Origin of the sequence: Psychrobacter sp. SC65A.3 (assembly GCF_025642195.1) — a bacterium.
Classification (GTDB): Bacteria; Pseudomonadota; Gammaproteobacteria; order Pseudomonadales; family Moraxellaceae; genus Psychrobacter; species Psychrobacter cryohalolentis.
Map to the genome: position 1 here is coordinate 2,851,749 of NZ_CP106752.1, position 26,841 is coordinate 2,878,589.

Consider the following 26,841-nt stretch of genomic DNA (forward strand, 5'->3'; position numbering starts at 1 on the left):
AAGCGTCGATTATTTTTTATATTAATCGGCGCTTTTATTTAGCTTTAGTCTAATAACTATTTGTCTACTGAGCTTATTTTATACTTGATAGAAAATCTTATTTAGCGCGACCAATCCCCATATAGTCGCCGACTAGACCATCAATCTGTGTTCGTGAAAAGGCATTTTGCGCATCGAATACGGGCATCGCTTGCTCATTAAGCTTAGCAATATCTAGTCTATTTTCTGGTAACCAGCTGATAATAAAGATTGCTTGCGCCTCACTAAGCTGTTGATAAGGATTGTTTATCAATTCAAGCAATGGCTGCTGCTTATAAAGCGCTGCTAGCTCCGTTTGCGTTTTATCGCTATAAACCAGCGTACGAATATTATAAGACCATAATAATGCTAATAATGGATGAATCGCCGACTCTGCCGTCCGTCCTGAGCCCGCCTTATAACTACCGCCCCAAATCATGACCGTTTTATTATCGATAAAACCATCAAAATATTGCCAAAATTTGCGAAATATCAGCTCTTTTTGGTCTTCGTTGATATGGATAACCGATTGCAATAGCGGCATGGCCAAGCTCTGTGCTTGACTTGATTGTTGTAGCTGAAGCAATTCTGTCGGTAGCGTATTACCACCAAACCCCCAGCCCGCCTGCAAGTAGCTACTGCCCACGCGCTCATCAAGCCCCATGATATGGCTGACTTGCTGGATATCGACTTGTTGACTATCCGCCAAGCGCGACATCTCATTCATAAAACTGACCCGCGTTGCGAGCATCGCCATGATGCTACTACGAGCAAATTCGATAGTCGCGATATTGGCATAATGAGTAGCACGCGCATGCTGCATTAATGGCTGTAGCATACTCAAATGATGACGACTATTAGAGGTTTTTTCACCGAGTAGCCATAGTGACGGATTTAACATAGAGCTATAAGCGTCGCCATCTTTTAAGAAAACGAACGGTAGATAATAGACCCAAGCACGCTTTAAGCGCTGAGACAATGCATCTATAGTGCCAAGCTGCTTAATGCCACTCATCATGAGCGGTTGTGTCTGCTGTTGACTGTGATTAAAAGCGGTAAGCCAATCATCCTCTACCCATACCGAATCGACACTGTCTAAAAACAACCAATATAGGATTACTGATTTTGGTTGTTTTACCTCTTGCTGCTCGTCGATAGCCTTCGTATTGCTATGACCTGCTACTTCATAAAGCTGTATAAGCTTATCAGCGGTATTAGGCAGTGCAAAACTCATAATGTGCTGTTGCTGCGTATACATTTGCCATAGTGCCTGCAAATGATGCTCAAAGCCATATTGATGTAGCTGCTGCGCCAATATCTCTTGGTCTGCGTATAAATGCACTTGCTGACCAAGACTTGCCAGTACGACAGCACTGGTCACCGCCTCAATACTATGACCAATAAGTACGCAGACAGCAGATTTTTTTGCCAAATAACTAAACGAATTGGATTCAGATTGGGGCATATTTTTATCCATAGTCTCGGCGCTCATGAGTGTACCTTTAATGGTTATTAATATAGCAGCGCTCTCAAGAAAGCTGTTTGATGTGTTTTAATAGCTGATTGGTTGAGGTATCGAATGGTGCGTTGCCCTCTTGCTGCATCGCATCATGAACGGACTCTGCCATCTGCTTACCCATCTCAACGCCCCATTGATCAAATGGATTGATATCCCAGATACTAGCCATGACATAAACCTTATGCTCATAAAGCGCGATTAACGCCCCTAAACTATGCGGGGTAAGTTCATCAATCAGCAAGGTTGTAGAAGGCTGGTTGCCTCGGTAGTATTTATATTTATCAGCATCGCAAGCAATTTGACCATCCGTTTCAGCGATAGCAGCATTACCAAAAGCCAGTACACGGCTTTGAGCCAAACAATTGGCTAAAGACAGTTCATGCTGCTGTTGTAGTGGCGTATTTTTTGCCTCATCACTGTAGCGACGTACACAAGCGATAAAATCACAAGAGACTTGCTGCGTTCCTTGATGTAGCAGCTGATAAAAAGCATGTTGGGCATTGGAACCAATTTCACCCCAAAGAATAGGACAGGTATCATAATCAATACGATCACCATGCTGGGTCACCGATTTACCATTACTTTCCATCTCTAGCTGAGTTAAATAACTGGGTAAATAGCTTAAGCGCCCATCATAAGGCAGCACAGTATGAGCATTTACCTGCAAAAAGGTGCTATTCCAAACTGCGATTAAGCCCAATAATACCGGTAAGTTTTCTGCAAAATCCGCCTGCGCAAAATGCTCATCCATACTATGCGCGCCTGCCAACAGCTCTTTAAACCCAGACATACCGATACGAATAGCTATGGCAAGACCAATCGCTGACCATAAAGAAAAACGACCCCCTACCCATTCCCAAAGCTGCAACTGGTGCTCAGGATGAATACCCCAAGCACTCATTTTTTCACTATTGGCCGAGATACCGATGAAATGACGACGCAATACACTGTCTTCAGTGCCCGCACGCAGCTTTGCGGTTGCAAGCAGCCATAATAGTGCCGTTTTGGCATTGGATAAGGTATCAATGGTACCAAAAGATTTAGATGAGATAATAAATAAAGTGGTTTCAGGATTTAGATGTTTTAGCAAATTATCCAGCTGCGTGCCATCCATATTGGAGACAAAATGGACCTCAACACAGGTATCTGCCCACTCATCAAGGGCAGTGGTTGCCATCAGTGGCCCTAAGTCAGAACCCCCTACACCGATATTAACAACATCTGTAATTGCTTTACCTGAAAACCCGCGCCATGTCCCACTGCGTACACGCTCAGATAAGCGTTCAACTTGCCCCAAACTTTGATGGACATCAGCGACTACATCTTGCGTATCAAGTTGTAAGTTTGCTGTGGTGGGCAATCGTAGTGCAGTATGCAAAGCGGCACGTTCTTCACTGGTATTCACCATCGCCCCTTGCAGCAAGGACTGAATACGAGTGGACAATTCACAACTATTTGCCAGATTTAATAAACTTTCTAGCACAGTATCATCTAGACATTGCTTGCTGTAGTCCATATACAGCGCCCCACTTTGAGCACTAAAACGTTGGGTACGCGTATTATCTTGTGCAAACAAGGCAGCTAATGACCACTTCGACTCAGCTGCTGCCTTCAGCTTCTGCCAATATTTAGAATGGCGGGCACTGCTATAGACTTTATTGTTTTTTGTATCGTTCATTAACTACTCTTCATCGGCTAGTTGCTGCTGAGCGAAATATATAAAAGCTTGCATATAAGAGCGCATATCGCCAGCATCATAACTGTTACCACGCATGGTCGTGACATTGACACCATACTCACTGATAAGCGCATCAATAGCATCCGTCAGTTGAATTTCTCCGCCAACTGAGGCTTGGGTATTAGCCAGATAATCAAAAATATGATAACTAAAGACATAACGACCGACCACAGCGAGTCTTGATGGCGCATCAGAGAGATTTGGCTTTTCTACAAAACCTGCCACTTTAAAACTGACATTCTCATCTGTTTTATCATCTATATCGCCCTCATCCATAAGCGCTTCACTTAATTGAGCGATACCATATTTGTGCACGTCTTCATCGGCTACTTTATCGACCAATATTTGAGAATGGTTATCTTCAGCAAAAGCGTCAATCATAAACGCCAAATTGTCAGCAGACATATCACCATTAAAAGGATCAAGCACCACATCTGGCAGCAGTACTGCAAAATCATGCTCACCAATGATTGGGCGTGCGGCAAGCACCGCATGACCTAAACCCAATGGCTGACCCTGACGTATCATCGATATAGTCACATCATTTGGTAGCCAGTTTAAGCTGTCTGCTAGCTCGTTCTTACCTTTAACACGCAATTGATTGTCAAGCTCGGCATTGAGATCAAAGTAATTTTCAATAGCACTTTTTTGTGCATGACCAACCAAGACAATGTGCTTAATACCAGCAGCAATGGCTTCTGCCACCACATAATGGATGGCAGGACGATTACCAAGCGGCAATAGCTCTTTAGGTACGGATTTAGACAATGGCAACATACGAGTACCAAAGCCTGCAACGGGTATCACCGCGTGAGTAATTTTTTTCATAAGGATTAATACATACTTAATAAGAATGGATAAGGGTTTGTTTTCTATAATACTTATATTGAGTTATAACCATTTGGATTTATGCTTTGCCAACGCCATGTATCTTGACACATATCAGTAATAGATAAGCTTGCCTTCCATCCTAATAACTCTTGTGCTTTATCAGCACTAGCATAGCAACTGGCAATATCACCAGCTCGTCGCCCAACAAACTGAAAAGGAATATCTTTAGCTGATACGGCAGAAAACGCTCTAACTAACTCTAATACAGACGTTCCCTTACCTGATCCTAAATTGATCGGAAGAAAACCTAAGCTTTGCTTTTGCTGCTTTAGATAATTGAGCGCGGCGACATGACCTTGTGCGAGGTCAGTTACATGTATAAAGTCACGCACACCCGTACCATCTACCGTAGCATAGTCATCGCCAAAAATGCTTAATTTATAAAGCTTGCCGACCGCGACTTGTGAGATATATGGCATTAAATTATTTGGAATATCATTGGGATCTTCGCCAATTTGTCCAGATGGGTGCGCGCCAACAGGATTAAAATACCTCAAAGGAATAAGGCTCCAGCTGTTATCTGATAGCGCTAAATCTTCTAGAACATGCTCAACCGTAAGCTTACTCTGTCCATAAGGATTGGTACAGGAGCGTGGAGAGTCTTCATTAATGGGCAGAATTTCAGGATCACCATAGACCGTAGCTGATGAAGAAAAGACTAGTTTTTTAACCTCATATTCAGCCATGATTTTAAGTAAGGTAATCGTACCACTCACATTATTATCATAATACATCAAGGGTTTAGCGACAGATTCGCCCACCGCTTTTAAGCCAGCAAAATGAATCACGCCAAAAAATCGATGGGCGACAAATACTTGCCTGAGTGAATCAGCATCACGAATGTCGCCTTCGATAAAGTCGATAGGCTGCCCAATAAGGCTAGAAACACGATTTACTGCCTCAAAACTGCTGTTAGATAAATTGTCATATATCACCACCTCGTAGCCTGCTTCATGCAGTGCAATACAAGTATGTGAACCGATATATCCTGCGCCTCCAGTCACTAATATTTTATTTTTATAATTTTCCATATTGATATCCAAAGCAATTTTCAAACAAAAAAAGACACCCCATTGTAGGGGTGCCTTCATTATTTTTCAACGTCATTTGAGTATTAACAGTCAGTTAGCTACTGATACTACCAACCTGTCACTTCTTTTAGCTTCTCGCCCAATTTTGATGGGTCACGCGTGTAAGCAATACCTGCCGCTTCAAACGCTTTAAATTTATCTTCAGCTGTACCTTGACCGCCAGAGATGATAGCGCCGGCATGACCCATACGCTTACCTTCAGGAGCAGTTACACCAGCAATATAACCAACAACTGGCTTAGTTACATGGTCTTTGATATAAGCGGCTGCTTCTTCTTCAGCAGTACCACCAATTTCACCGATTAAGATAATTGCTTCAGTTTGTGGATCTTCTTGGAACAATTTAAGCGCATCAATCTGGTTCATACCAGGGATCGGATCACCACCGATACCGATACAGGTTGATTGACCAAAACCAAGCTTAGTGGTTTGAGCAACGGCTTCATAAGTTAAAGTACCAGAGCGTGAGATGATACCCACTTTACCTGGCAAATGGATATGACCTGGCATGATGCCGATTTTGCACTGACCTGGGGTGATAACGCCTGGGCAGTTAGGACCGATTAGACGTACATCGCCTGCTGTTTCAAGGTAGCGTTTGGCTTTAAGCATATCAAGCGTTGGTACACCTTCAGTGATCACAACAATTAGCTTCACACCAGCATCAATTGCTTCGATGATAGAATCTAGTACAAAAGGAGCTGGTACATAGATAACAGAAGCGTCTGCTTGGGTGGCTGCCATTGCTTCAGACATGGTGTTGAATACTGGCAAACCTAGGTGCGTTTGACCGCCTTTACCTGGGGTTACGCCGCCAACAACTTTTGTACCATATTCGATGGCTTGTTCTGAGTGGAACGTACCATTTTTACCGGTAAAACCTTGCACCAATACTTTGGTGTCTTTATCAATTAATACACTCATTATCTTATCCTTGTATGCGGTTGTCTGGTAGGCGCTTGCCTATCCTGCCACGTTAAATGTTAACGTCGGTAGAATAACAGCAAACGCCTTATACTCTTGAGCAATTAAGCTTTAACAGCGTCAACAATTTTTTGAGCGGCGTCTGATAAACCTTGAGCTGAGATCAATTTCAGACCAGATTCTTCTAGAATTTGTGCGCCAAGCTCAGCATTGTTACCCTCTAAACGGACAACAACTGGTACTTTGACGTCAACTTCTTTGATCGCAGCGATAATAGCTTCTGCAATCATGTCACAACGTACGATACCACCGAAGATGTTGATCAGAACACCTTCAACGCTGCTGTCTTCAAGAATAATCTTGAATGCTTCAACAACGCGATCTTTAGTTGCACCGCCGCCAACGTCCAAGAAGTTAGCAGGCTTGCCGCCGTACAATTTGATGATGTCCATCGTAGCCATTGCAAGACCAGCACCGTTTACCATACAACCGATATTGCCTTCTAGGGCAACATAGTTTAGATCAAACTCAGCCGCTTTAAGCTCACGCTCATTTTCTTGTGATTTGTCTTGTAGCGCAGCAATCTTAGGCAAACGATATAAAGCGTTTGAGTCAATACCAATTTTGCCATCAACACAAACGATCTCGCCATTTTCGCGAACCGCTAATGGGTTGATTTCAAGTAAATCAATGTCGTTTTCAACGAATGCTTGATAAGCACCAGACATCAATTTAACGAATTGATTGATTTGCTTGCCTTCAAGACCCAATTTAAACGCCACTTCACGCGCTTGGAATGGCAATAAACCAACCAATGGATCAATATTTACTTTAAAGATTTTTTCAGGGGTTTCTTCTGCAACTTTCTCAATCTCAACACCGCCTTCCGTTGATGCCATAAACGTCACGCGACGTGAAGAGCGGTCAACAACAGCGCCAAGATATAGCTCGGTTTGTACTGGATACATATCTTCTGCAACCAAAACGAAATTCACTGGTTGACCAGCGGCATCGGTTTGATACGTTACAAGGTTTTTACCGATAAGCTCATCAGTCACTTGCTTCGCTTCTTCACGAGTCTTAACCAGTTTCACGCCGCCCGCTTTACCGCGACCACCAGCATGAACCTGTGCTTTGATGACTGCGATATCAGTTGGGGTTTTGTCAAAAGCTGCCGCTGCTTCGTCGCCACTGTAGGCAATGATGCCTTCTTGAATTGGCAAGCCATAGCTTTTCAATAGCTCTTTTGCTTGATACTCATGTAAATTCATTGATTGAATCCTTTATTTTTACCATTAATAAAAAATGAAAACTCATACATCGTAGAATGCTCTACTGTATGTTAGACCAACGCAGCATTCAAAATAGTCATTCAAAATAGCTATTCGAACAATGTGATGGTCATGTCATCATCTAATAACCATTTAAAACACTTAAAATATCTTTATACAAAATATTTTTAGCCGTTAAAATTATTTACGTTTTTTACGCTGAATCGCGTGAATGGCACGACCATCCGCAGACAATGCTGCTTCATGGACGGCTTCAGAGATCGTTGGATGCGCGAATGTCATCAACTGCAAATCTTCGATGCTTGATACAAATTCCATCGCAATCATACCTTGATGGACGATATCGCCTGCACCAGCAGAAATCGCATGCATACCTAACAAACGGTCTGTTTTGGCATCAGCAACGACTTTGATAGAGCCTTGAGCTTCACTTTGAGCAAGAGCACGACCGTTTGCAGCTAGGTTAAATGAACCTGTTTTGACTTCATAACCTGCAGCTTCTGCTTCTTGCTCTGTCAAACCAACCCATGCGATTTCTGGATGCGTATAGATGACGTTGATGATAGTGTCATAGTTAACTTGAGCTTTTTCGCCATGAATACGCTCAACCGCCATCATGCCTTCTTCCATGGCTTTATGCGCAAGCATAGGACCGCGTACCAAATCACCGATAGCATAAACGCCATCAAGATTGGTTTTGCACTGATCATTGACATCAATCAAACCGCGTTCGGTCAATTGAATACCACTGTCTTCGCCAAGTAGTTTCTCAGAATAAGCGCGACGACCGACACAAACGATCAGCTTATCAAAGCTCTCTTCACTAGATTCGCCTTTGGTTTCACTAGTAACGATGACTTGATCGCCTTTCACTTCAGCATTGGTCACTTTGGTATCAACACGGATATCAAGACCTTGCTTTTTCAGCATTTTGCCCGCTTCTTTAGCGATATCTTTATCAGCAGCAGCCAAGAAGCTAGGTAGTGCTTCATATACGACAACTTCTGCACCTAGACGACGCCATACTGAACCAAGCTCAAGACCGATAACACCGGCACCGATTACGCCTAAACGCTTAGGTACAGCAGTGAAGTCAAGCGCGCCTGTGGAATCAACGATACGATCGCCGTCATTTTTGGCAACTGGAATATCAATCGGCACTGAACCAGCTGCAAGAATGACGTTTTTAGCAGTGATAGTCGTTTCTGCTTCATCAGCAAGGGCGGTAAATTTAACTTTTTTATCAGCACCTTTACCATCTTCTAATGTGCCCCAGCCTTGTAGCCAGTCAACCCCATTACCTTTCAATAACGCAGCAACACCGCCAGTCAACTGCTTAACGATGCCTTCTTTACGAGCAATCATTTGCTCGATATCGATAGCAACATCACCAGTAGTAATACCATGCTCATTAAGGTCGTGCTTAGTCGCTTCATAGCGATGTGAGCTATCAAGCAATGCTTTTGATGGGATACAACCGACGTTTAAGCAAGTACCGCCAAGTGCAGGCTCGCCTTTATAAACGCGTTTTTCGATACAAGCGACGCTCATACCAAGCTGTCCTGCACGGATTGCTGCTTCATAACCACCAGGTCCGCCGCCGATGACGACTAAATCATAACTGTCTTTCATAATACGTTCCTATTTTAATTTTAGTTTAATGTTAGGTATCATATAAACCAATTTATCTCGTTAGTAAACCATCGACTTATCCATTCGATAACCAATACGATATCTAAATGCTAGATAATAGATGCGTTTAAAAAGACGATAAAGATAGTTGCTGAGTATGCTTAGCTCATTGCTCATAAGATAGAACTGAAAAAGCTAAAAGGCATTAAAAGATAATCTATACAAAGCTAAAAAGCTTGTATCAGTCATTACTGATACAAGCCTAAAAACTTAAAGATCTAAAAGTAGCATAGTAGGGTCTTCAACCAATTCTTTCAGTGTTACTAAGAATTGTACCGCTTCTTTACCATCAATCATACGATGGTCATAAGACAGGGCAAGATACATCATTGGCAAGATTTTAACTTCACCATTAACTGCCATAGGGCGGTCATTGATGGCATGCATACCCAAGATAGCGGTTTGTGGTGGGTTCAAGATAGGTGTTGACATCAGTGAACCAAATACACCACCGTTTGAGATGGTAAATGTACCGCCAACCATGTCTTCTAGACCAAGTTTGCCTTCTTGTGCTTTACCACCAAATTCACGAATCTTGGCTTCAACATCTGCCATGCTCATGCGATCAGTATCACGCAGTACTGGTACGACTAGACCACGGTTAGAAGATACGGCAACACCGATGTCATAGTAACCATGATAAACAATATCATCACCGTCTAATGACGCGTTCACAGCTGGATAGCGTTTTAGGGCTTCAGTCGCCGCTTTTACGAATAACGACATAAAGCCTAAACGTGTACCATGACGCTTTTCAAACTGATCTTTATACTTGGTACGCATATCCATCAACGGTTTCATGTTGACTTCATTAAACGTCGTTAACATTGCCGTTTCTTGAGAAGCAGCTAGTAGACGATTCGCGATTGTTTTACGTAGACGTGTCATTGGTACGCGTTTTTCAGTACGCTCGCCAACTGCTTCAGCAACAGGACGACCACTATCAGAAGTGATTGAGCTATCCGCTTTCAACGTTGGGTTTGACATGTCAGTTTTAGTCACACGACCGCCGCGACCACTACCTTCGACGTTTTTAGGATCTACGCCAGACTCTTTGGCTGCTTTACGAACCGCAGGGCTTTGATCTTTATGATCAGATTCAGCAGAGGCTTGTACTGGCTCGCCGCCATCTGTTGCTTGCTTAGGTTGTACTGGCGCAGCTGGTTGATCTGGATCAACGGCAGGAGCAGCTTCAGCACTGGCGCTAGCACCAGCTTCAAATTCGGCAATCAGCTCATCAGACAATACGGTGTCATCTACTTGCTTAACGATTCGGGTTACAACACCGTTATCAGGCGCGACCACTTCTAATACAACTTTATCAGTTTCGATTTCAGCTAATAGGTCATCACGGTTTACTTGCTGACCTTCAGTGACATGCCATTCAACGATTGTACCATCGGCAACCGATTCTGGAAAAACGGGGGCTTTAATTTCAGCCATCGATATACTCCTTAGATTTGGATATTACTATTTATAATTAAGTCGTGATAGGCAGTCAGTGCCATTTAAAATGTGATATTTAAATTGTCTTACTTGGTACTGACTGTCATCGCCTGATTCATTGATTACATACAATCTGTTATTTATATAAGCTATTAAATAGACAGCTCATCTACACTGATACCAAGACCACCAGCGATTAAATCTTGTTGTTGCTTAACGTGTAATTTTGCTGATCCTGTCGCAGGCGCTGCACTTGCAGGACGTGCAACTGGCTCCATCACTTTTGCTCTGGTTGGATGCGGTACAACAATGCGGAACATATGCGGTGCTAAGTAATACCAAGCGCCTTGGTTCAAAGGCTCCTCTTGCGTCCAAACGATTTCTTTTAAGTTGCTGTATTTTTCAATTTCAGCAATTAGGCGTTTTTCTGGTAAAGGATAAAGCTGCTCAATACGAACGATTGCGACATGGTCTAGACCCAAAGCACGGCGCTGCTCAAGCAAGTCATAATAAACTTTGCCGCCACATAGCACCATACGAGTCACGTTGTCCGGATTTTGCTGATCCATCTCGGGCAATACCGTTTCAAACTTACCATTTGCCAACTCTTCTAATTGAGAAGTCGCAAGCTTATGACGTAGCAAGCTCTTTGGCGACATGACGATTAACGGTTTACGAATTGGGCGAACCGCTTGACGACGTAGCGCATGATAAATCTGCGCAGGGGTCGTTGGGGTGATGACTTGCATGTTGTCTTCAGCACATAACTGCAAGAAACGCTCAAGACGGGCTGATGAATGCTCAGGACCTTGACCTTCAAAGCCATGCGGCAATAGCATGGTCAAGCCGCAAACACGCTGCCATTTGGTCTCGCCACTGGCGATAAATTGGTCGATAACGACTTGAGCGCCGTTGACGAAATCACCGAACTGCGCTTCCCAAACGACCAATGCGTTTGGCACCGTGGTCGCATAACCATATTCAAAAGCTAGTACCGCTTCTTCTGATAGCAATGAGTTATAAGTGGCAAAGCGTGCTTGATCTTCACTCAGGTGAGCAAGTGGCACATACATGCTGCCATCTTCAATATTGTATAGCTCACTATGACGATGTGAGAACGTACCACGCCCTACATCTTCACCAGTAATACGTACCAGCACTTTATCGTTATCGACCAATGATGCGTATGCCAATGTCTCAGCTGCACCCCAGTTCAAAGGCTCTTCGCCAGTTTGCATCGCTAAGCGCTGCTCGACCACTTTTTGTACTTGGCGCTGTAGCTTATAACCTTCAGGCATTTGCGCCATACGGCGACCATAGCCTTTCAACACTTCGATATTGACACTGGTATCCCAATCGTCAACCAAATCGTGTCCCAAATAAGGTTTCCAATCAACAAATAGCTGCTCGTTAGGCTCGTTTACTAATGAGTTGGCAACATATTCACCGCGGTCTAACGATTCACGATACTCATCTTCTAAACGTGTTTCATCTTCTTTACTCAGCAAACCTTCTTCGATTAACTGTTGCGCGTAAATAGTACGAGTCGTTGGTAGCTTTTTGATCACAGCATACATGAGTGGCTGAGTCGCTGAAGGCTCATCCGCCTCATTATGACCGTTACGGCGATAGCAGAAGAGATCTATAATAATGTCTTTGTCAAACTCATGACGATAATCTAACGCCAATTGCGCGGCAAATACCACAGACTCAGGATCATCACCGTTAACATGTAAAATTGGCGCATGAACCATTTTTGCCACATCGGTACAGTATTCGGTTGAGCGTGCATCTTCTTGACGGCTGGTGGTAAAACCAACTTGGTTATTAATCACAATATGGATGGTGCCGCCCGTCGTATACGCACGGGTTTGTGACATCTGGAATGTCTCTTGTACCACGCCTTGACCGGCAAACGCTGCATCACCATGAATGACGATTGGCAATACTGAATTGCCCGTCTTATTTTCATGAAGTGGCTGATCGTTACGACGTACTTGACGTGCACGTACTGAGCCTTGTAATACTGGCGCAACGATTTCAAGATGTGACGGGTTAAATGCCAACGCTAAATGCGCTTCCCCACCTGGTGTCATCACGTTCGATGAAAAACCATTGTGGTATTTAACGTCGCCTGAGCCTTTTTCTGGCTGAACTTTGCCATCGAACTCATCAAACAAATCAGCAGGGTTTTTGCCCAAGATGTTTACCAATAAGTTTAAACGCCCACGGTGAGCCATACCAATGACCATCTCTTTTGTACCATAACCGCCAGCACGTTGAATGATTTCATTGATCGCTGGAATGAAGCTCTCGCCGCCTTCCAGACCAAAACGCTTCACACCCGTATATTTACGAGCAAGATATTTTTCTAAGCCTTCTGCTGCCGTCAAACGCTCAAGAATAGACAAACGTTTTTCTGTATCAAAAGAGATATGACCTAGATTGGTTTCTAGATATTTTTCCATCCAGCGCTTTTCTGTGCTGGTGGTCACGTGCATATATTCTGTACCGATATAACGGCAATAGACGCGCTCCATGATTTCAATGATTTCACGTAACGGTGCTTCATTTTTACCGATATTTAGATCATTAGTCGGAAATACTGTATCAAGATCCGCTTCAGAAAGATTGTGATAAGCAAGAGTCAAATCCTCTACTTCCGCACGTGGATGCAGACTTAATGGATCTAACTGCGCACGGCGATGACCGCGACGACGGTAAGCTGAGATGAGTTGCTGTACACCCATTTGCTTATTGTCACCAACATTGTTGCTATGACTGCTAGCCGAGCTACTGGTATCAGTACTGACCTTAATAGCCGTCTGATTACGGGCTAACAATAAAAACTGGTCTTTAATGGCATTGTGCGGCGCATCATTTGGCGATTTGTATTGTTCAAAATACGTTTGCCAATCGCTGCCAACACTATTAGGATCTTCTAGGTATTGCTCGTAGAGAATATCAATATAATTGGCATTATCAGCGGCCAATTCTGTTTGATCTACGCTCGCTGCTTCTTTAGTTATACTATTCATAATAATCGTCTATTTGATAGATAAATGAATGGAATCGTGCTTATTATTGTAAAATCTGTTGTATACAGGCGGCTCAGCTATTGAATAAATAGCCTTTTAAAAATGAACAATCAACATAGAACACCATTCAAATTATTTGTGAACGTTCAGTTTTCTTATGTCGCTCGTCACAAAACATTAATTTATATATAATGCTACAAGTTATAACTAAATTGTTATTAATAGCATTTTTTTAAATTTTTTTGTTCAGCTGGCTCATTTACAAGCCATTTCTGCTGAATAACTTGGCTATTGTAGCTCTACAATGACTATTTGACAAATGATACACTGCCGTATAGCGTAACATGGCAACAATTGCAGCCATAGTTTGTTTGTTCAATACTAAGTATTTACACAATGAATATCTATTATCACTTTACGCAATTCATAGGTGATTGACTTCCTGCATATTCACACATCACTGCTATGCATCCGTTTTAACCTCAGTATTATATACCTTCTATCATCGTCATTCACCCCTATAATCTTATAATAACCATGCATTTTTTATGCTTAGCCATTACTACTTATAATTATATAGGCAGATGGACCAGATAACAGGTTGTCTTACATATAAGCAACGTATTGTTAGTATGGCCTTACTTGCCATGATTATTCTGATGCAAATTCAAATATTGTTCTAAGACGACTTAACAAGCATGGTGACTTTACGCTATTGTTTTGCTTATTTTAACGAATAAAAAACACCACCTTATCTCAGGTGGTGTTTTTTATAGCGCTATTATAAAGCTAATTGAGGCTAAAAGGTATATTAACCTGCTTGATCAAGCAACAAATTACGCAGATGACCGATAGCTTTGGTTGGATTCAAGCCTTTTGGACATACTGATACGCAGTTCATGATACCGCGGCAACGAAATAAGCTGAATGGATCGTCTAAACGAGCCAGACGCGCGCGCGTATCACTGTCACGGCTGTCAGAAACAAAACGATCAGCATGCAGTAGTGCTGATGGTCCTAAGAACTTATCAGGATTCCACCAGAATGATGGGCAGCTGGTTGAACAGCAGGCACATAAAATACATTCATATAAACCATTTAACTTGTCACGTTGCTCAGGTGACTGCAAGCGCTCAGTCGCAGGCGCTGGCTGATCATTAATTAAGAATGGATGTACTTTTTCGTACTGCTCGTAGAATTGGTTCATATCGACGACCAAATCACGAACCACTGGCAAACCTGGTAACGGGCGAACGGTTACTTTTTCTGGCAAAGTATTCATGTTGATCAAACATGCTAGACCATTTTTACCGTTAATATTCATGCCATCAGAGCCACAGATGCCTTCACGGCACGAGCGACGGAAGGTAAGAGTTTCATCTTCCTTCTTTAGGCGTAATAACACGTCAAGCAACATACGATCTGAGTCTAGTAGCTCAATCGTATAAGTTTGCATGCGCGGCGCTGCGTCCAGATCAGGATCGTAGCGATAGATTTCGATGGTGCGAGTACCTCGGCTCATAATGCTAAACTCCACACGTCGGTGATGGCGGGCATACAAGGATTGCAACATAGTCGCGCTGGCTATTAATCTGTACTGACAAGAATGATCAAATACTGATTAATAGGGCGCTGGCATGAGCTTGTAGCTGGCGGTCACCTTTTTAATAAATGAATAAAGGATAAAACGTTTATGCTGTCTATACACATCAGGCGCAAGGCGTCTGACTTAGTAGACACGAACCTTTGGCTCGATATAATCAACCGTTAATGGAATTTTACGAACCGGCTTATAGATAATCTTATTGCCTTCAGAATACCATAAGGTATGCTTCATCCAATCATTATCGTTACGACCGTTTGGTGCATATTCATCATCTTCAGGACGATCATAGTCAGAGACACTGTGCGCGCCGCGGCTTTCATGACGCTGGGCCGCCGATATCATCGTCGCTTTTGCTACTTCGTAAAGATTGCCCACTTCAAAGGCTTCAATACGAGCAGTGTTAAAGACTTGTGATTTATCAGCCAAATGAATCTGATCAATCTTCTCGCCTAGCGCTAGAATTTTTGCAACGCCTTCATCCATCATCGCTTGTGTACGGAATACACTGGCATGCGTTTGCATGGTTGCACGAATTTCATCGGCAACGTCTTGCGCATTGTAGCCTGAAGTTGACTGTTGCAGCTTGTCTAAACGACCGACTGTGTAATCAAGGACGCGAGGATCAAGTGGCTTATAGTTATGATCCGCATGATGGAATTCATCGACGATGTGCTTACCTGCAGCGCGACCAAATACCAATAAATCAAGCAATGAGTTGGTACCTAAACGGTTGGCACCGTGAACACTGACGCACGCACATTCGCCAATTGCATATAGACCTTTAACCACGTTGCCTTTTGCATATAGACCATCTTCATCCGTACCTGCTTCTAGATCCGGTACAATCACTTGACCATGAATCGTGGTTGGAATACCGCCCATCATATAATGAATGGTTGGAATAACAGGAATTGGCTCTTTCGTGATATCGACGTTGGCAAAGTTCTTACCAATCTCGAATACTGATGGCAGACGCTTCATGATGGTTTCAACACCTAAATGGGTCATATCCATCACGATATGGTCAGCATTTGGACCACAACCACGGCCTTCTTTGATTTCTTGGTCCATAGAGCGTGATACTAAATCACGTGGTGCCAAGTCTTTTACGGTTGGAGCATAACGCTCCATAAAGGCTTCGCCATCTTTATTACGTAAGATAGCGCCTTCACCGCGGCAACCTTCGGTCAATAGTACGCCGGCACCATGAACGCCGGTTGGGTGGAACTGCCAAAATTCCATGTCTTGTAGTGGAATACCAGCACGAACCGCCATGCCAATACCGTCACCAGTATTAATATAAGCGTTGGTAGAGGCAGCAAAGATACGACCTGCGCCGCCTGTCGCTAACACAGTGATTGGTGACTGGAATACCGCAACAGTACCAGTTTCTTGCTCAATAGCGATGACGCCATTGATGTTGCCGGCTTCATCTTTGATCAAATCAAGGGCAATCCACTCAATAAAGAATTCAGTACCTTGCTGCAGGTTTTTTTGATATAGAGTATGCAGTAGCGCGTGACCGGTACGGTCAGCAGCAGCACACGCACGTTGTACGGCTTTTTCGCCATAGTTTGAGGTATGACCACCGAATGGGCGCTGATAAATTGTGCCATCTTCATTACGGTCAAACGGCATGCCCATGTGCTCAAGCTCGTATACTACTTTTGGCGCTTCACGGCACATGTACTCAATCGCGTCTTGGTCACCCAACCAGTCTGACCCTTTAACGGTATCATAAAAGTGGAAATGCCAGTTATCGTTGCTCATGTTACCGAGACTTGCACCGATACCGCCCTGAGCTGCAACAGTGTGCGAGCGGGTTGGGAATACTTTGGTTAAGACTGCAACCTTCATGCCGGCTTCAGCTAAGTGCAATGATGCACGCATACCTGAACCACCACCACCAACGATGACCGCGTCATAGTTTAGGGTTTTGATATTGCTAATGGTATTGTCTTGTCTAGTTGCCATTACGGTTTTCCTAATGCCTGTTAATACTTGCGAAGTAAATACAAGGACTGCTTAACCAGTCATACATTCCGAGCTGAATCATCGACTCAAAGCACGGATATGGATGATGTAATTGTATATAACTGGGTATCTAAGCCGCCTTCAACCACTTACTAAAATGTGCATATCTATCTGAGCGTTAAACAGCAGCGACACCGAAGCCGTTACCCCAAAAAATCATGATGCCCCAGAATAAAAATACAAAAACGGCAATAATCATTAATGTCTGTAAGACCAAGCGTAGGCCAGCTGCGCTCGCGCCCAATTTACCGGTAGTGATATAGTCTGTGAATACGGTCCACATGCCAATCCATGCATGACCCGCAAGGGCTAGAACTGCTACTAAGCTAAATAGACGCATCGGTAAGCTGGTCATAAAATTAGACCATTCCGTGTAGCTCACATCGCCATGGGTTAAAAAGAAGCCCAATAGCACCACACTATAAACTGCTAAGACCACCGCACTGATACGTTGGACAATCCAATCACGGGAGCCTGAGCCGGTTAGACTGGTTGCGCTTTTTATTCCTGAATCGTTTTTCATTAGAACATCACCCATACAAATGACGCGACTATTAATATCGCTGCAATTACAAAGCTGATCATAGAGGCGGCACGGCCAGATTTCAGCTCTTCATTCATGCCCATATCAGCAAATAAATGCTTCATACCCATCACAAAGTGATAAGCGATGGCGGCGACGAAAATCCATGCCAAAAAGCGCACTAAAACATTGTCAAAAACGGTTTCAAAACTCTCAGGCGATGCCAAAGAATTCTGCAATAACCACAGCATGACTGGAATAAGTAAAAATAAAATGATGCCAGAGATACGATGCAAGATTGAAGCAATCGCAATCGGTGATCGATTAACACTAATCACTTGGCTGAGGGGCAGATCAATAGGTCGGTTGCTTTTCACAGCGGGCATCCTTTTTGCGGTTATGTCTGGTAGTTACTTATGATTTAGCAATCGTCTGCCAAATACACTGAGCACCACACAAGACGAATAAAGTAAGGAAGGAAGAGCTAGCTGACGTCATTTAATTTGCGCTAAATCTGAAAGCATACGGAGATTGACAGGGTCATTATGGGCATTCAACTATCGCTCAATAAACCCTTTCAATAATAAGCTTTCTACATATTAACAGACCACAAAACGAAGCACGGGATAAATCGATTAACTATTCTATTTTTACTGGTTCCCATTAACAAAAAAAAGACAACGCCATGGAGTCATCTCTACGTTATCCTTTTTTGTTAAGGTAAACTTCACTGTAGGCTATTTAAAAATAGAACAGTTAACAAGAATATTCAAGCGATAAGCTCGGTCTTGGTCTACAAAGTGATTATTCAATCGTAACAAAGTATGAGTGGAGCAAAGCCCCTTACCTACTTTATTAGGACAAGTCCTCAATTTGCGCAAAGCTAGTGCCAGTTAAATCCCTCTAATTATAAAATGACTGAGCCCTAATTACAAATTTATCCCCTAAATAGTGGTTATTAGAGATTTATTAACAAAAAACTGGCTATTTGCAATATGAATTCATTAGTATTACTCAGGCTTAGTGACCTATAAAGCCAAACGAATGTATCAGCTAATGATGCTCTGTCTGTTTTATAGTAAATATTAGAAGATATCTCAACAGGGTACTTGGTTAAAAGTGTCTCTTTATATCTAGGTTAATAATAATCATTACGCTATGATAAATAAGAGGGTTTACAGTCAAATTACCTACTAGACATATTTTGATACAAAGTTTACAACCGATAAGCACTACTAGCTCACGTCTATTGGTGGTCTAGCAAGTAAAAGTCTTTTCAAAACTTAAGTAATAACTGCTAATATAGCCTGCATATTAAATAGGTCACATTCATTTTGGCCATTTGACTATTTATGATGCGAGGGTGTGCGTCACTATTATTTTTGTTCTAACAAGTTAAAACAATGGAGATTAAATTATGGCTGATAATCAAGCCACATTGACCGTAGATGGTAAGGACTACCAACTTCCTATTACTGAAGGTACTTTAGGGCCGTCAGTTATCGAAGTTGCTGCTTTCCAACAAGCTGGCTATTGGACCTATGATCCAGGCTTTATGGCAACTGCTCCTGTCGAATCGAAAATTACCTTCATTGATGGTGGTAAAGGCGAGCTATTGCATCGCGGCTATCCTATTGACCAGTTAGCAAACAATGCAGAATATCTAGAAGTGGCTTATGCACTGATTCATGGTGATCTGCCTAACGCTGAGCAAAAAGCCGATTTCTTTGAAAAAATTCGTAAGCATACTGGTGTTCATGATCAATTGCGTAAGTTCTTTGAAGGCTTCCGTCGTGACGCCCATCCAATGGCAATTATGGTTGGTGTCGTTGGTGCCTTATCTGCGTTTTATCATGAAGATTTAGACATCAGCAATGAAGAACATCGTGAAATTACCGCGATTCGTCTCATCGCTAAAATGCCGACACTTGCGGCAATGAGTTATAAATACTCACAAGGCGAACCGTTCATGTATCCACGTAATGATTTCAATTATGCGGAAAACTTCTTATACATGATGTTTGCAACCCCTGCTGATGTTGATTATAAAACCAACGACGTTATCACGCGTGCTATGGACAAAATCTTTACCTTGCATGCTGATCACGAACAAAACGCATCAACGTCTACTGTACGTCTAGCAGGTTCTACTGGCGCCAATCCTTACGCTTGTATCGCTGCTGGTATCGCCGCCCTTTGGGGACCATCACATGGTGGCGCTAATGAAGCCGTACTTGAGATGCTAGATGAAATCGGTTCAGTAGAAAACGTTCCAGAATTTATGGAAAAAGTGAAAAGCCGTGAAGTGAAACTGATGGGCTTTGGTCACCGTGTTTACAAAAACTTTGACCCACGCGCACAAGTGATGAAAGAAACTTGTGACGAAGTACTAGGCGCATTGGGTATCAATGATCCTAAGCTTGAGCTTGCTATGGCACTTGAGAAAATCGCTTTAGAAGACCCGTTCTTCGTTGAGCGTAACTTGTATCCAAACGTTGATTTTTACTCTGGTATTATCCTTAAAGCCATCGGTATCCCAACGTCAATGTTTACCGTTATCTTTTCACTAGCTCGTACTTCTGGTTGGATCAGCCATTGGTTAGAGATGCACAGCGCACCTTTCAAAATCGGTCGCCCACGTCAGTTATACACTGGTGAAACGCAGCGCGATTTTGTTAAAGTTGAAGATCGTAAATAGTAATTAAGCATGTGTAAAAGTAAACAGTCATAAAAAATCTCGCCATGTGCGAGATTTTTTTATGGCTAAATTTAACGGATTACTTAAACTCTTTTAACGTTTGCTCATATTTAGCGATTTGTTCATCATAACCTTCAATCGTTTCATTGAATTTCGCCATCAGCATCTCAAATTCTTGTTGTTGGGTTTGTTTCATTTTTTGCATATCTAGTACTTGCTGGGCTTCTATCTGCTCCCAAACTTGATGCTGAATAATTAAACGTGCCAATGCAGGGCTTTTAGCACTGACTCTGCCAGCAATTTCTGCATCTTCAAAAAGCTGTGGTACTAAGGTTGCGATATTAATCAAAGTATCCGTATCCTGCGCATTCAGTGGCGTGGTCACTGGCTGATAAAGCGCTTCCATTGCTTGCTCATAGCGTTCTATAATCTGCTTTTCAGTTAATATCACAGGCTTACGTGGCTCTAAGCTAATACGCTTTAACACCGTTAAATCGCGCTCACCAACTTCGGTACTGGTGTTAATTTCATCGTTTATTTCAGTATCTGTCACAGAGTTGCCATTTGCTGCATCCTTTGCAGCTGCTACCGGATCTTGTGTTAGTTGTGGCGTAGCAGCTATAGCTCCTTGATCGCTGTTGTTAGCTGGCTGATTATTGCCAGTTGCAACAGTAGGCTCATCGACTAATAAAGCATTTTCACTGTCTGCAATATCAGCAGCTTGTAGCGACTCGTACTCTGCTTGCAGACGCCCCTGCAATGCCTGAAACTGGGTAACATATAAAGGTTGGAACTGCTCAATACGTGCTGCAGCAGAATCACTTTGCGCCATCGGTTGGCTGTCTTCTTCACTTGTTTGCTCACTGGTTTGGGGCTTATCCGCTACATTTTCTTCTGCTGCTTGCTGCTGACATCCGCTTAACAATAAGACACCAGTCAATGCCGCCGCCAGTAAGGCATTTGAGTGCTGTGGACACTCAATACCTTTATTGGTAAGGTTACCATAAACACCATTATCATGTTCTACTACCCAAAATTTAAACATCTGAATTTATTTCCTGTGTTAAAAACAAAAATATCACATAGCTATATAGAGGTTAAGAATCAGTCGCGGCATGGTCTACTAGGCTCAAGATTAGTCGCAATTAAACCACTAAAAATGGAATGCAGCCTGCAAGATCTTGACAGTATTGTCCGCGCTGACGACGGACAAAATAGTCTTGTACCATGCGTGCCTGCTGCTCGATACCATATTTAAGAAAAGGCTTACCCATCTCTAGTACATAATTATAGCGACGATCGATAATAGCACCGCGTACCACCTTCAAGCCTTGTTGCAGCTGCCACACATGTGTCAACTCATGTATCAGCCAACCTTGTTTGCCCAATGGCGCTTGGCTAAAATCATCTATCCAATCTGATGCATGAAAATAAATATGACCATTAGGACTCACAGCGTAATGTTTGAGTACCCACCATGCTGTTTTCAGCTGAACGTCATCAAGTCTGAGGCTGTCACCAAAAACCGAACGTGCAAGATTAATTTCACCTTCAGTGAGAGACCGCGCTTGTTGTTTAGCAGTTACTAAGTTAGCAGATGCTGAACTACGATTTAATAGACGCTTAAAAATCGACTGCAACATGACTACTATAATCCTTTATCTGTGATCTATCATTTTCGTAAATTTAGTTAACACCTTAATAGGGATAATATAGATATAAGTAAAGCGTTAAAGACATAAGCTGTACATTTAGCTGACTTTTATTAACGTGAATCTGCGTTAGCCTAGCTTTTATAATAATGTTAAAAACATCATGAATTATTACCTTATTTATGACTTATTGCTTAATCGCAATAAGGACAGCATTATAAAGACAAATATGGAAAACAATAATTTGACTTTGAATACTATGGATAACTGTTTAATCTTATAACAAAAAGCCTTGAATAACAGAAGATATAGAGAATTTTATGCCACCTAATTTTCATGCTGATACACCCCTCGCCCAGCGTATGCGCCCGACCACGCTTGATGCCATTATTGGTCAAGAGCACTTGTTAGCAGTAGGTGCTCCGCTAAGGCGCTTGGTAGAGCAAGGACACCTACCGTCTATTATTTTGCATGGGGAAGCAGGTATTGGCAAAACAACTATCGCTATGCTTTTGGCGGATGCCGTTGAACGACCTTTCCATGCACTATCTGCTTTGAATACTGGGGTTAAGCAGTTACGCGAGGTATTAGATACTAAGGATTCATTGAGTTTTGAGTCGCCAGTGGTCTTTATTGATGAGATTCATCGGTTTAATAAAGCTCAGCAAGATGTATTACTGGGCGCTGTAGAGTCTGGTGATATTACCTTGATTGGCGCGACCACTGAAAATCCTTCCTTTAGTGTCAATAATGCGCTGTTATCACGTTGCCAAGTGTATCGCCTAGAGCCATTGACGCCTGAGCAAATCAGTGCGGTATTACAGCGGGCGCTTTTAGAAGATAATATACTGAAAAACCTATCGGTCGATTTGCAGGCGCAAGATACGATTAGCCAGTTGGCACATGGTGATGCACGAAAAGCCCTTAATTTATTAGAGCTGGCGATTCAAACGGCTGATACCAAGCAAACACCGATCATTATCGACGATACCTTAGTCGCTCGTGTCGCCCAGACTGCACTCGTACGCTATGATAAAGATGGTGAGCAGCACTATGATATGGTCTCAGCGATGATAAAGTCAGTGCGCGGCTCAGATCCTGACGCGGCACTATATTGGATGGCACGGATGCTAGTGGGCGGTGAGCCTGCCGACTTCATCGCGCGGCGTTTGGTCATTTTAGCCAGTGAAGATATCGGTAATGCCAACCCTAATGCCCTACTCCTTGCTGATGCGGCATTGCGCAGCGTGCAATCCATCGGCATGCCAGAATCACGTATTATCTTGGGGCAAGTGGTGGTCTATCTGGCAACCAGTGCCAAGAGTAATAGTACTTACAACGCTATCAATGCTGCGATGAGCTTGGCAGAAAAAGACGCCTCACCTGTGCCGCTACACCTACGTAATGGCGTGACCAAATTAATGCGCAATCAAGGCTATGGACAAGATTATGTCTATCCCCACAATTATCCCAATCATTATTATGCGCAAAGTTATTTACCAGACAATTTAATCGGTACGCGCTTTTATGAATTTGCAGACAATCAGCGTGAGCAGCATAGCAAGCAGTTTATCGATTGGCTGAAAGACCAAGCGGCCAGTAATGACTAATCACTCAAAATATGACTGATTATATGCACTGATCTATCAATTGTCGTTACCATTAGTGATACTAATCACGGTTTTAGACAGACTGGCCTATATAGTTTCGAGATGAGGCAGCACAGTGGGATGAAAAGCGTTAAAATGTCCTCATAATGATGTATAAGCAATGATTAGATAACGTCTACAGTTGATCTATTTGATCCAGCGCGTTTTGCTTAGCCGCAACAGCGCTTTGTCGCATCTACTGCTACAATAGGCAGATAACACTTTATATCCCATATTGACACCTATTTATACAATAAAATATTGAGATCTACTATGAGTTTAAATACGATTCCTGAGATTATCGAAGACATTCGTGCAGGTAAAATGGTCATCTTGATGGATGATGAAGACCGCGAAAACGAAGGCGATATTATCATGGCAGCGACCCACGTGCGCCCTGAAGATATCAACTTTATGATTACTCATGCACGTGGCTTGGTCTGTTTGACCTTGTCACAAGCACGTTGCCAGCAGTTGGCACTGCCACTCATGTCTGACCGTAATGAAGCAAAATTTAGTACCAATTTTACCGTTTCTATTGAAGCGGCTGAAGGCGTGACTACGGGTATTTCAGCCGCTGACCGCGCGCGTACCATTCAAGCAGCGGTCTCCTCTTCTGCAAAACCAGAAGACATCGTTCAGCCTGGGCATATTTTCCCAATCATGGCACAGAATGGTGGCGTCTTACATCGTGCCGGACATACCGAAGCAGGTTGTGATTTGGCACGTCTTGCCGGACTTGAGCCAGCAGCGGTGATTGTAGAGATTATCAATGCGGATGGCACCATGGCACGCCGTGATGATCTTGAAGTATTTGCAAAGGAACATGATTTAAAAATTGGTACGATTGCTGATTTGATTAACTACCGTATTGCTAATGAGCAAACCGTCGAAGAGATTGCCTCGCATCCGTTTGAGACCGAGTATGGCACTTTTACCTTACATCGTTTCCGTGAGTTCGGTGCGACTGAAACCCATTTAGCTTTGGTTAAAGGCGACGTGAGCCAAGGTATTAGCACCGTTCGCGTCCATGGTTTCCATCCATTACGTGACTTGTTTGCTGCCAAAAATGATACCACTGGTCGTAGCGGCTGGAGCGTACGCTCAGCATTAGAAGAGATCAGTGCATCAGAGCGTGGTGTCTTGGTTTGGATTGGCAATCATGAGCCGACTGACTTGGGCGATGCTTTGGATAAGGCGGCATTGAATGAAGCTCTATCTACCATCACACAGCAACCATATCGCAGTATTGGTGTTGGCGCACAGATTTTGCGTCATTTAGGGGTACGTGATATGCGCCTCTTGTCCTCACCGATGAAGTTTTATGCCTTATCAGGTTTTGATTTGAACGTGGTTGATTTTGTCCATGCACCAAAGCAAGATTAATAGGCTTAATTAATAGAAACTTATTATCAATAAAAAAGGCGCATCAGCTTAGATTGATGCGCCTTTTTTCTTATTTTCTCAAAGCTTAATCACAAAGCATCATACTTAGAGTTGTGGGATATGACCGAATGTTGCTTCTAGAGCTAGTAGTCGTTCACGCTCCTCATTCGTCCATGGCTTTTTATCTTGACCATTGCTCTCTAAGCGCACTATCACTGCCTCAGCGGTCGCAACGATGGCAGCTTGTGCCGTACTATAATAGCTGTACTCGATTACTATGCTGGTGGTACCCAAACGCTGGCAACGAACGCCTAATAACAAGATATCAGGAAAAATCACTGGGCGCAAATACTGGCAGCTTGATTGTGCCAATACCGTAACCATATTGCCATCAAACATGCCCAGCGCCTGCAAATAGCCAATACGGGCTGACTCAGCGTAGCGATAGTACACCACATTATTTAGATGATTAAAGGCATCCATTTCACCCCAATGAATCGGCTGCTGATGGATAATAGGATAATGCGCTAGCTCTTCAGGACAATGATTGTCCAAATTATCAATGATAGATGTTTGATTGAAAAGTTCCATAACTGCCTGTCTCTTATTTTTATAATACTTTAAAACAATAACACTTTAAAACAATCGTATAAATCCGTAGTGCATTAACGTTGCGGCTTATTTAAAATCTGTGAGGTTAATAATGGCGATGTTTTTGGTGCATTCGCAATCAGTCTATCCAAACCTTCTATCACTTCTGTCATATTTTTAGGAGAGGATTTGGTCGGCAAGTCATTTTTGTCTGACTCTTGCTTGTTATCGATAGAAGCCTGTGATTCTGCTTGTTTAGGCATCAGCGTTTGCAGCTGCTTACGTGCTTGATTTAAATACATGACTAACTGATCACGATCATGCATATTGCTGGCCTGACTGGCTAGATTTAAGGTCATGATGGCTTCATGAATCGTCAGCTGCCGACGCGTTAAACGGCTATTGTCAGTAAATTGGCTCGTCGCTGTGTTTTTCTGTAGTGCAGTGTTGAGCTCAGTATTAGCAGCACGCTCATGGCGATATAAAAAATCTTGGATATTTTGAATCGCAAGGTTTTGCAGCTGCCAAGAGCTTGGTTGAGCACTTCTCGCCTGCAAGCGCTCAATATCTTTAACCAAGCTTTGTTTAATAACAACCGTTAGCGCGGGCGCAATCTCATTACTTTTTTGTGAAAGCTGCCAATGTAGACCTTGCAATAAATCAATCGCCGCACTGCCATTACTGTCTGCCAGCAACCTATCAGCAGCTTGTATCTGGATACGTAATAAATCCAGCTGGTTTTGAGCTTGGCTATTGACTGCTGCACTAGTCGCTGGCAGCGTTTGTTGACTCATCGCAAATAAGCGATCGTCCATCTCATTTAAACGGCTGACAACTTGCTCATTACTTTGCAAGCGCTCATTGACCGTATGCTGAAAACGCTGCTGACTGATATATAGCCACAGTAAGACGCCTATCAACAATAAAATAACCACCCATTGCAAGCGTAACAAGAACATATTTGCTTGCCGGCGCTGCTGAAGAGCAGAAGGATCTTTCGATAACGATTCAGAATTCATTGGCATAAGGCCACACCGTTCATGATTGATAAGGT

Annotated in this window: 20 protein-coding genes; 3 read left to right on the plus strand and 17 right to left on the minus strand. The window is 42.9% G+C overall.

The genetic code is table 11. The features are described 5' to 3' along the window. Window positions 1-97: 97 nt before the first annotated feature. The 13 genes from OEG80_RS12095 to sdhC form a co-directional block, all read right to left on the minus strand. On the minus strand, window positions 98-1,510 hold the full coding sequence (locus OEG80_RS12095; protein WP_263241043.1) for a UDP-glucose/GDP-mannose dehydrogenase family protein: 1,413 nt from the start codon (window positions 1,508-1,510) through the stop codon (window positions 98-100). Between the two features lie 37 nt (window positions 1,511-1,547). Next, entirely contained in the window at window positions 1,548-3,215 is a 1,668-nt protein-coding gene (gene pgi, locus OEG80_RS12100) for a glucose-6-phosphate isomerase (protein WP_263241045.1), read from the minus strand. A 3-nt stretch (window positions 3,216-3,218) separates the two neighbouring features. Then, the gene (locus OEG80_RS12105) at window positions 3,219-4,103 is read right to left on the minus strand and encodes a UTP--glucose-1-phosphate uridylyltransferase (protein WP_263241047.1); all 885 of its coding nucleotides are present in this window, start codon (window positions 4,101-4,103) and stop codon (window positions 3,219-3,221) included. Window positions 4,104-4,156: 53 nt separating this feature from the next. Then, entirely contained in the window at window positions 4,157-5,197 is a 1,041-nt protein-coding gene (galE, locus tag OEG80_RS12110) for a UDP-glucose 4-epimerase GalE (protein ID WP_263241048.1), read from the minus strand. A gap of 107 nt (window positions 5,198-5,304) precedes the next feature. After that, window positions 5,305-6,180 carry a succinate--CoA ligase subunit alpha gene (gene sucD / locus OEG80_RS12115; RefSeq protein WP_011512490.1) on the minus strand — a complete coding sequence of 292 codons (876 nt, stop codon included), beginning with the start codon at window positions 6,178-6,180 and terminating at the stop codon, window positions 5,305-5,307. Window positions 6,181-6,284: 104 nt separating this feature from the next. Next, complete coding sequence (gene sucC, locus OEG80_RS12120) at window positions 6,285-7,451, minus strand: ADP-forming succinate--CoA ligase subunit beta (protein WP_011512489.1); 1,167 nt, start codon at window positions 7,449-7,451, stop codon at window positions 6,285-6,287. A 201-nt stretch (window positions 7,452-7,652) separates the two neighbouring features. Beyond that, window positions 7,653-9,104, minus strand: a complete 1,452-nt coding sequence (lpdA, locus tag OEG80_RS12125) for a dihydrolipoyl dehydrogenase (RefSeq protein ID WP_020442497.1) — start codon at window positions 9,102-9,104, stop codon at window positions 7,653-7,655. A gap of 270 nt (window positions 9,105-9,374) precedes the next feature. Beyond that, window positions 9,375-10,607: a 2-oxoglutarate dehydrogenase complex dihydrolipoyllysine-residue succinyltransferase gene (gene odhB / locus OEG80_RS12130; protein WP_011512487.1), complete on the minus strand. Its 1,233-nt coding sequence runs from the start codon at window positions 10,605-10,607 to the stop codon at window positions 9,375-9,377. A gap of 155 nt (window positions 10,608-10,762) precedes the next feature. Continuing rightward, on the minus strand, window positions 10,763-13,648 hold the full coding sequence (locus OEG80_RS12135; protein ID WP_263241049.1) for a 2-oxoglutarate dehydrogenase E1 component: 2,886 nt from the start codon (window positions 13,646-13,648) through the stop codon (window positions 10,763-10,765). Window positions 13,649-14,459: 811 nt separating this feature from the next. Beyond that, window positions 14,460-15,170 carry a succinate dehydrogenase iron-sulfur subunit gene (locus OEG80_RS12140; protein ID WP_011512485.1) on the minus strand — a complete coding sequence of 237 codons (711 nt, stop codon included), beginning with the start codon at window positions 15,168-15,170 and terminating at the stop codon, window positions 14,460-14,462. 207 nt (window positions 15,171-15,377) lie between these two features. Beyond that, complete coding sequence (gene sdhA / locus OEG80_RS12145; RefSeq protein ID WP_011512484.1) at window positions 15,378-17,228, minus strand: succinate dehydrogenase flavoprotein subunit; 1,851 nt, start codon at window positions 17,226-17,228, stop codon at window positions 15,378-15,380. Between the two features lie 178 nt (window positions 17,229-17,406). Beyond that, window positions 17,407-17,793, minus strand: a complete 387-nt coding sequence (gene sdhD, locus OEG80_RS12150; protein ID WP_041753314.1) for a succinate dehydrogenase, hydrophobic membrane anchor protein — start codon at window positions 17,791-17,793, stop codon at window positions 17,407-17,409. A gap of 17 nt (window positions 17,794-17,810) precedes the next feature. After that, a complete protein-coding gene (gene sdhC / locus OEG80_RS12155) occupies window positions 17,811-18,197 on the minus strand; it encodes a succinate dehydrogenase, cytochrome b556 subunit (RefSeq protein WP_011512482.1) in 387 nt (128 codons plus the stop codon). Between the two features lie 1,031 nt (window positions 18,198-19,228). On the opposite strand from sdhC, the gene gltA reads away from it, so the two are divergent. After that, window positions 19,229-20,509, plus strand: coding sequence for a citrate synthase (gene gltA, locus OEG80_RS12160; protein ID WP_011512481.1), 1,281 nt, complete (start codon window positions 19,229-19,231; stop codon window positions 20,507-20,509). Window positions 20,510-20,588: 79 nt separating this feature from the next. On the opposite strand, the gene OEG80_RS12165 is transcribed toward gltA, so the two are convergent. Further along, window positions 20,589-21,554: a hypothetical protein gene (locus tag OEG80_RS12165; protein WP_263241050.1), complete on the minus strand. Its 966-nt coding sequence runs from the start codon at window positions 21,552-21,554 to the stop codon at window positions 20,589-20,591. Window positions 21,555-21,654: 100 nt separating this feature from the next. Next, window positions 21,655-22,152 (minus strand): hypothetical protein, encoded by a 498-nt coding sequence (locus OEG80_RS12170; RefSeq protein WP_011512479.1) that lies wholly within the window; start codon window positions 22,150-22,152, stop codon window positions 21,655-21,657. Between the two features lie 329 nt (window positions 22,153-22,481). Here OEG80_RS12170 and OEG80_RS12175 point away from each other — a divergent pair, with 329 nt between their 5' ends. Together OEG80_RS12175 and ribBA are read left to right on the plus strand one after the other, a co-directional pair. Further along, window positions 22,482-23,771 (plus strand): replication-associated recombination protein A, encoded by a 1,290-nt coding sequence (locus OEG80_RS12175; protein ID WP_263241052.1) that lies wholly within the window; start codon window positions 22,482-22,484, stop codon window positions 23,769-23,771. A gap of 312 nt (window positions 23,772-24,083) precedes the next feature. After that, window positions 24,084-25,196 (plus strand): bifunctional 3,4-dihydroxy-2-butanone-4-phosphate synthase/GTP cyclohydrolase II, encoded by a 1,113-nt coding sequence (gene ribBA / locus OEG80_RS12180; RefSeq protein WP_011512477.1) that lies wholly within the window; start codon window positions 24,084-24,086, stop codon window positions 25,194-25,196. 105 nt (window positions 25,197-25,301) lie between these two features. Here ribBA and OEG80_RS12185 read toward each other — a convergent pair whose 3' ends face one another. After that, window positions 25,302-25,787, minus strand: a complete 486-nt coding sequence (locus OEG80_RS12185; RefSeq protein WP_263241053.1) for an acyl-CoA thioesterase — start codon at window positions 25,785-25,787, stop codon at window positions 25,302-25,304. A 74-nt stretch (window positions 25,788-25,861) separates the two neighbouring features. Then, entirely contained in the window at window positions 25,862-26,812 is a 951-nt protein-coding gene (locus tag OEG80_RS12190; protein WP_263241054.1) for a hypothetical protein, read from the minus strand. Window positions 26,813-26,841 lie beyond the last annotated feature (29 nt).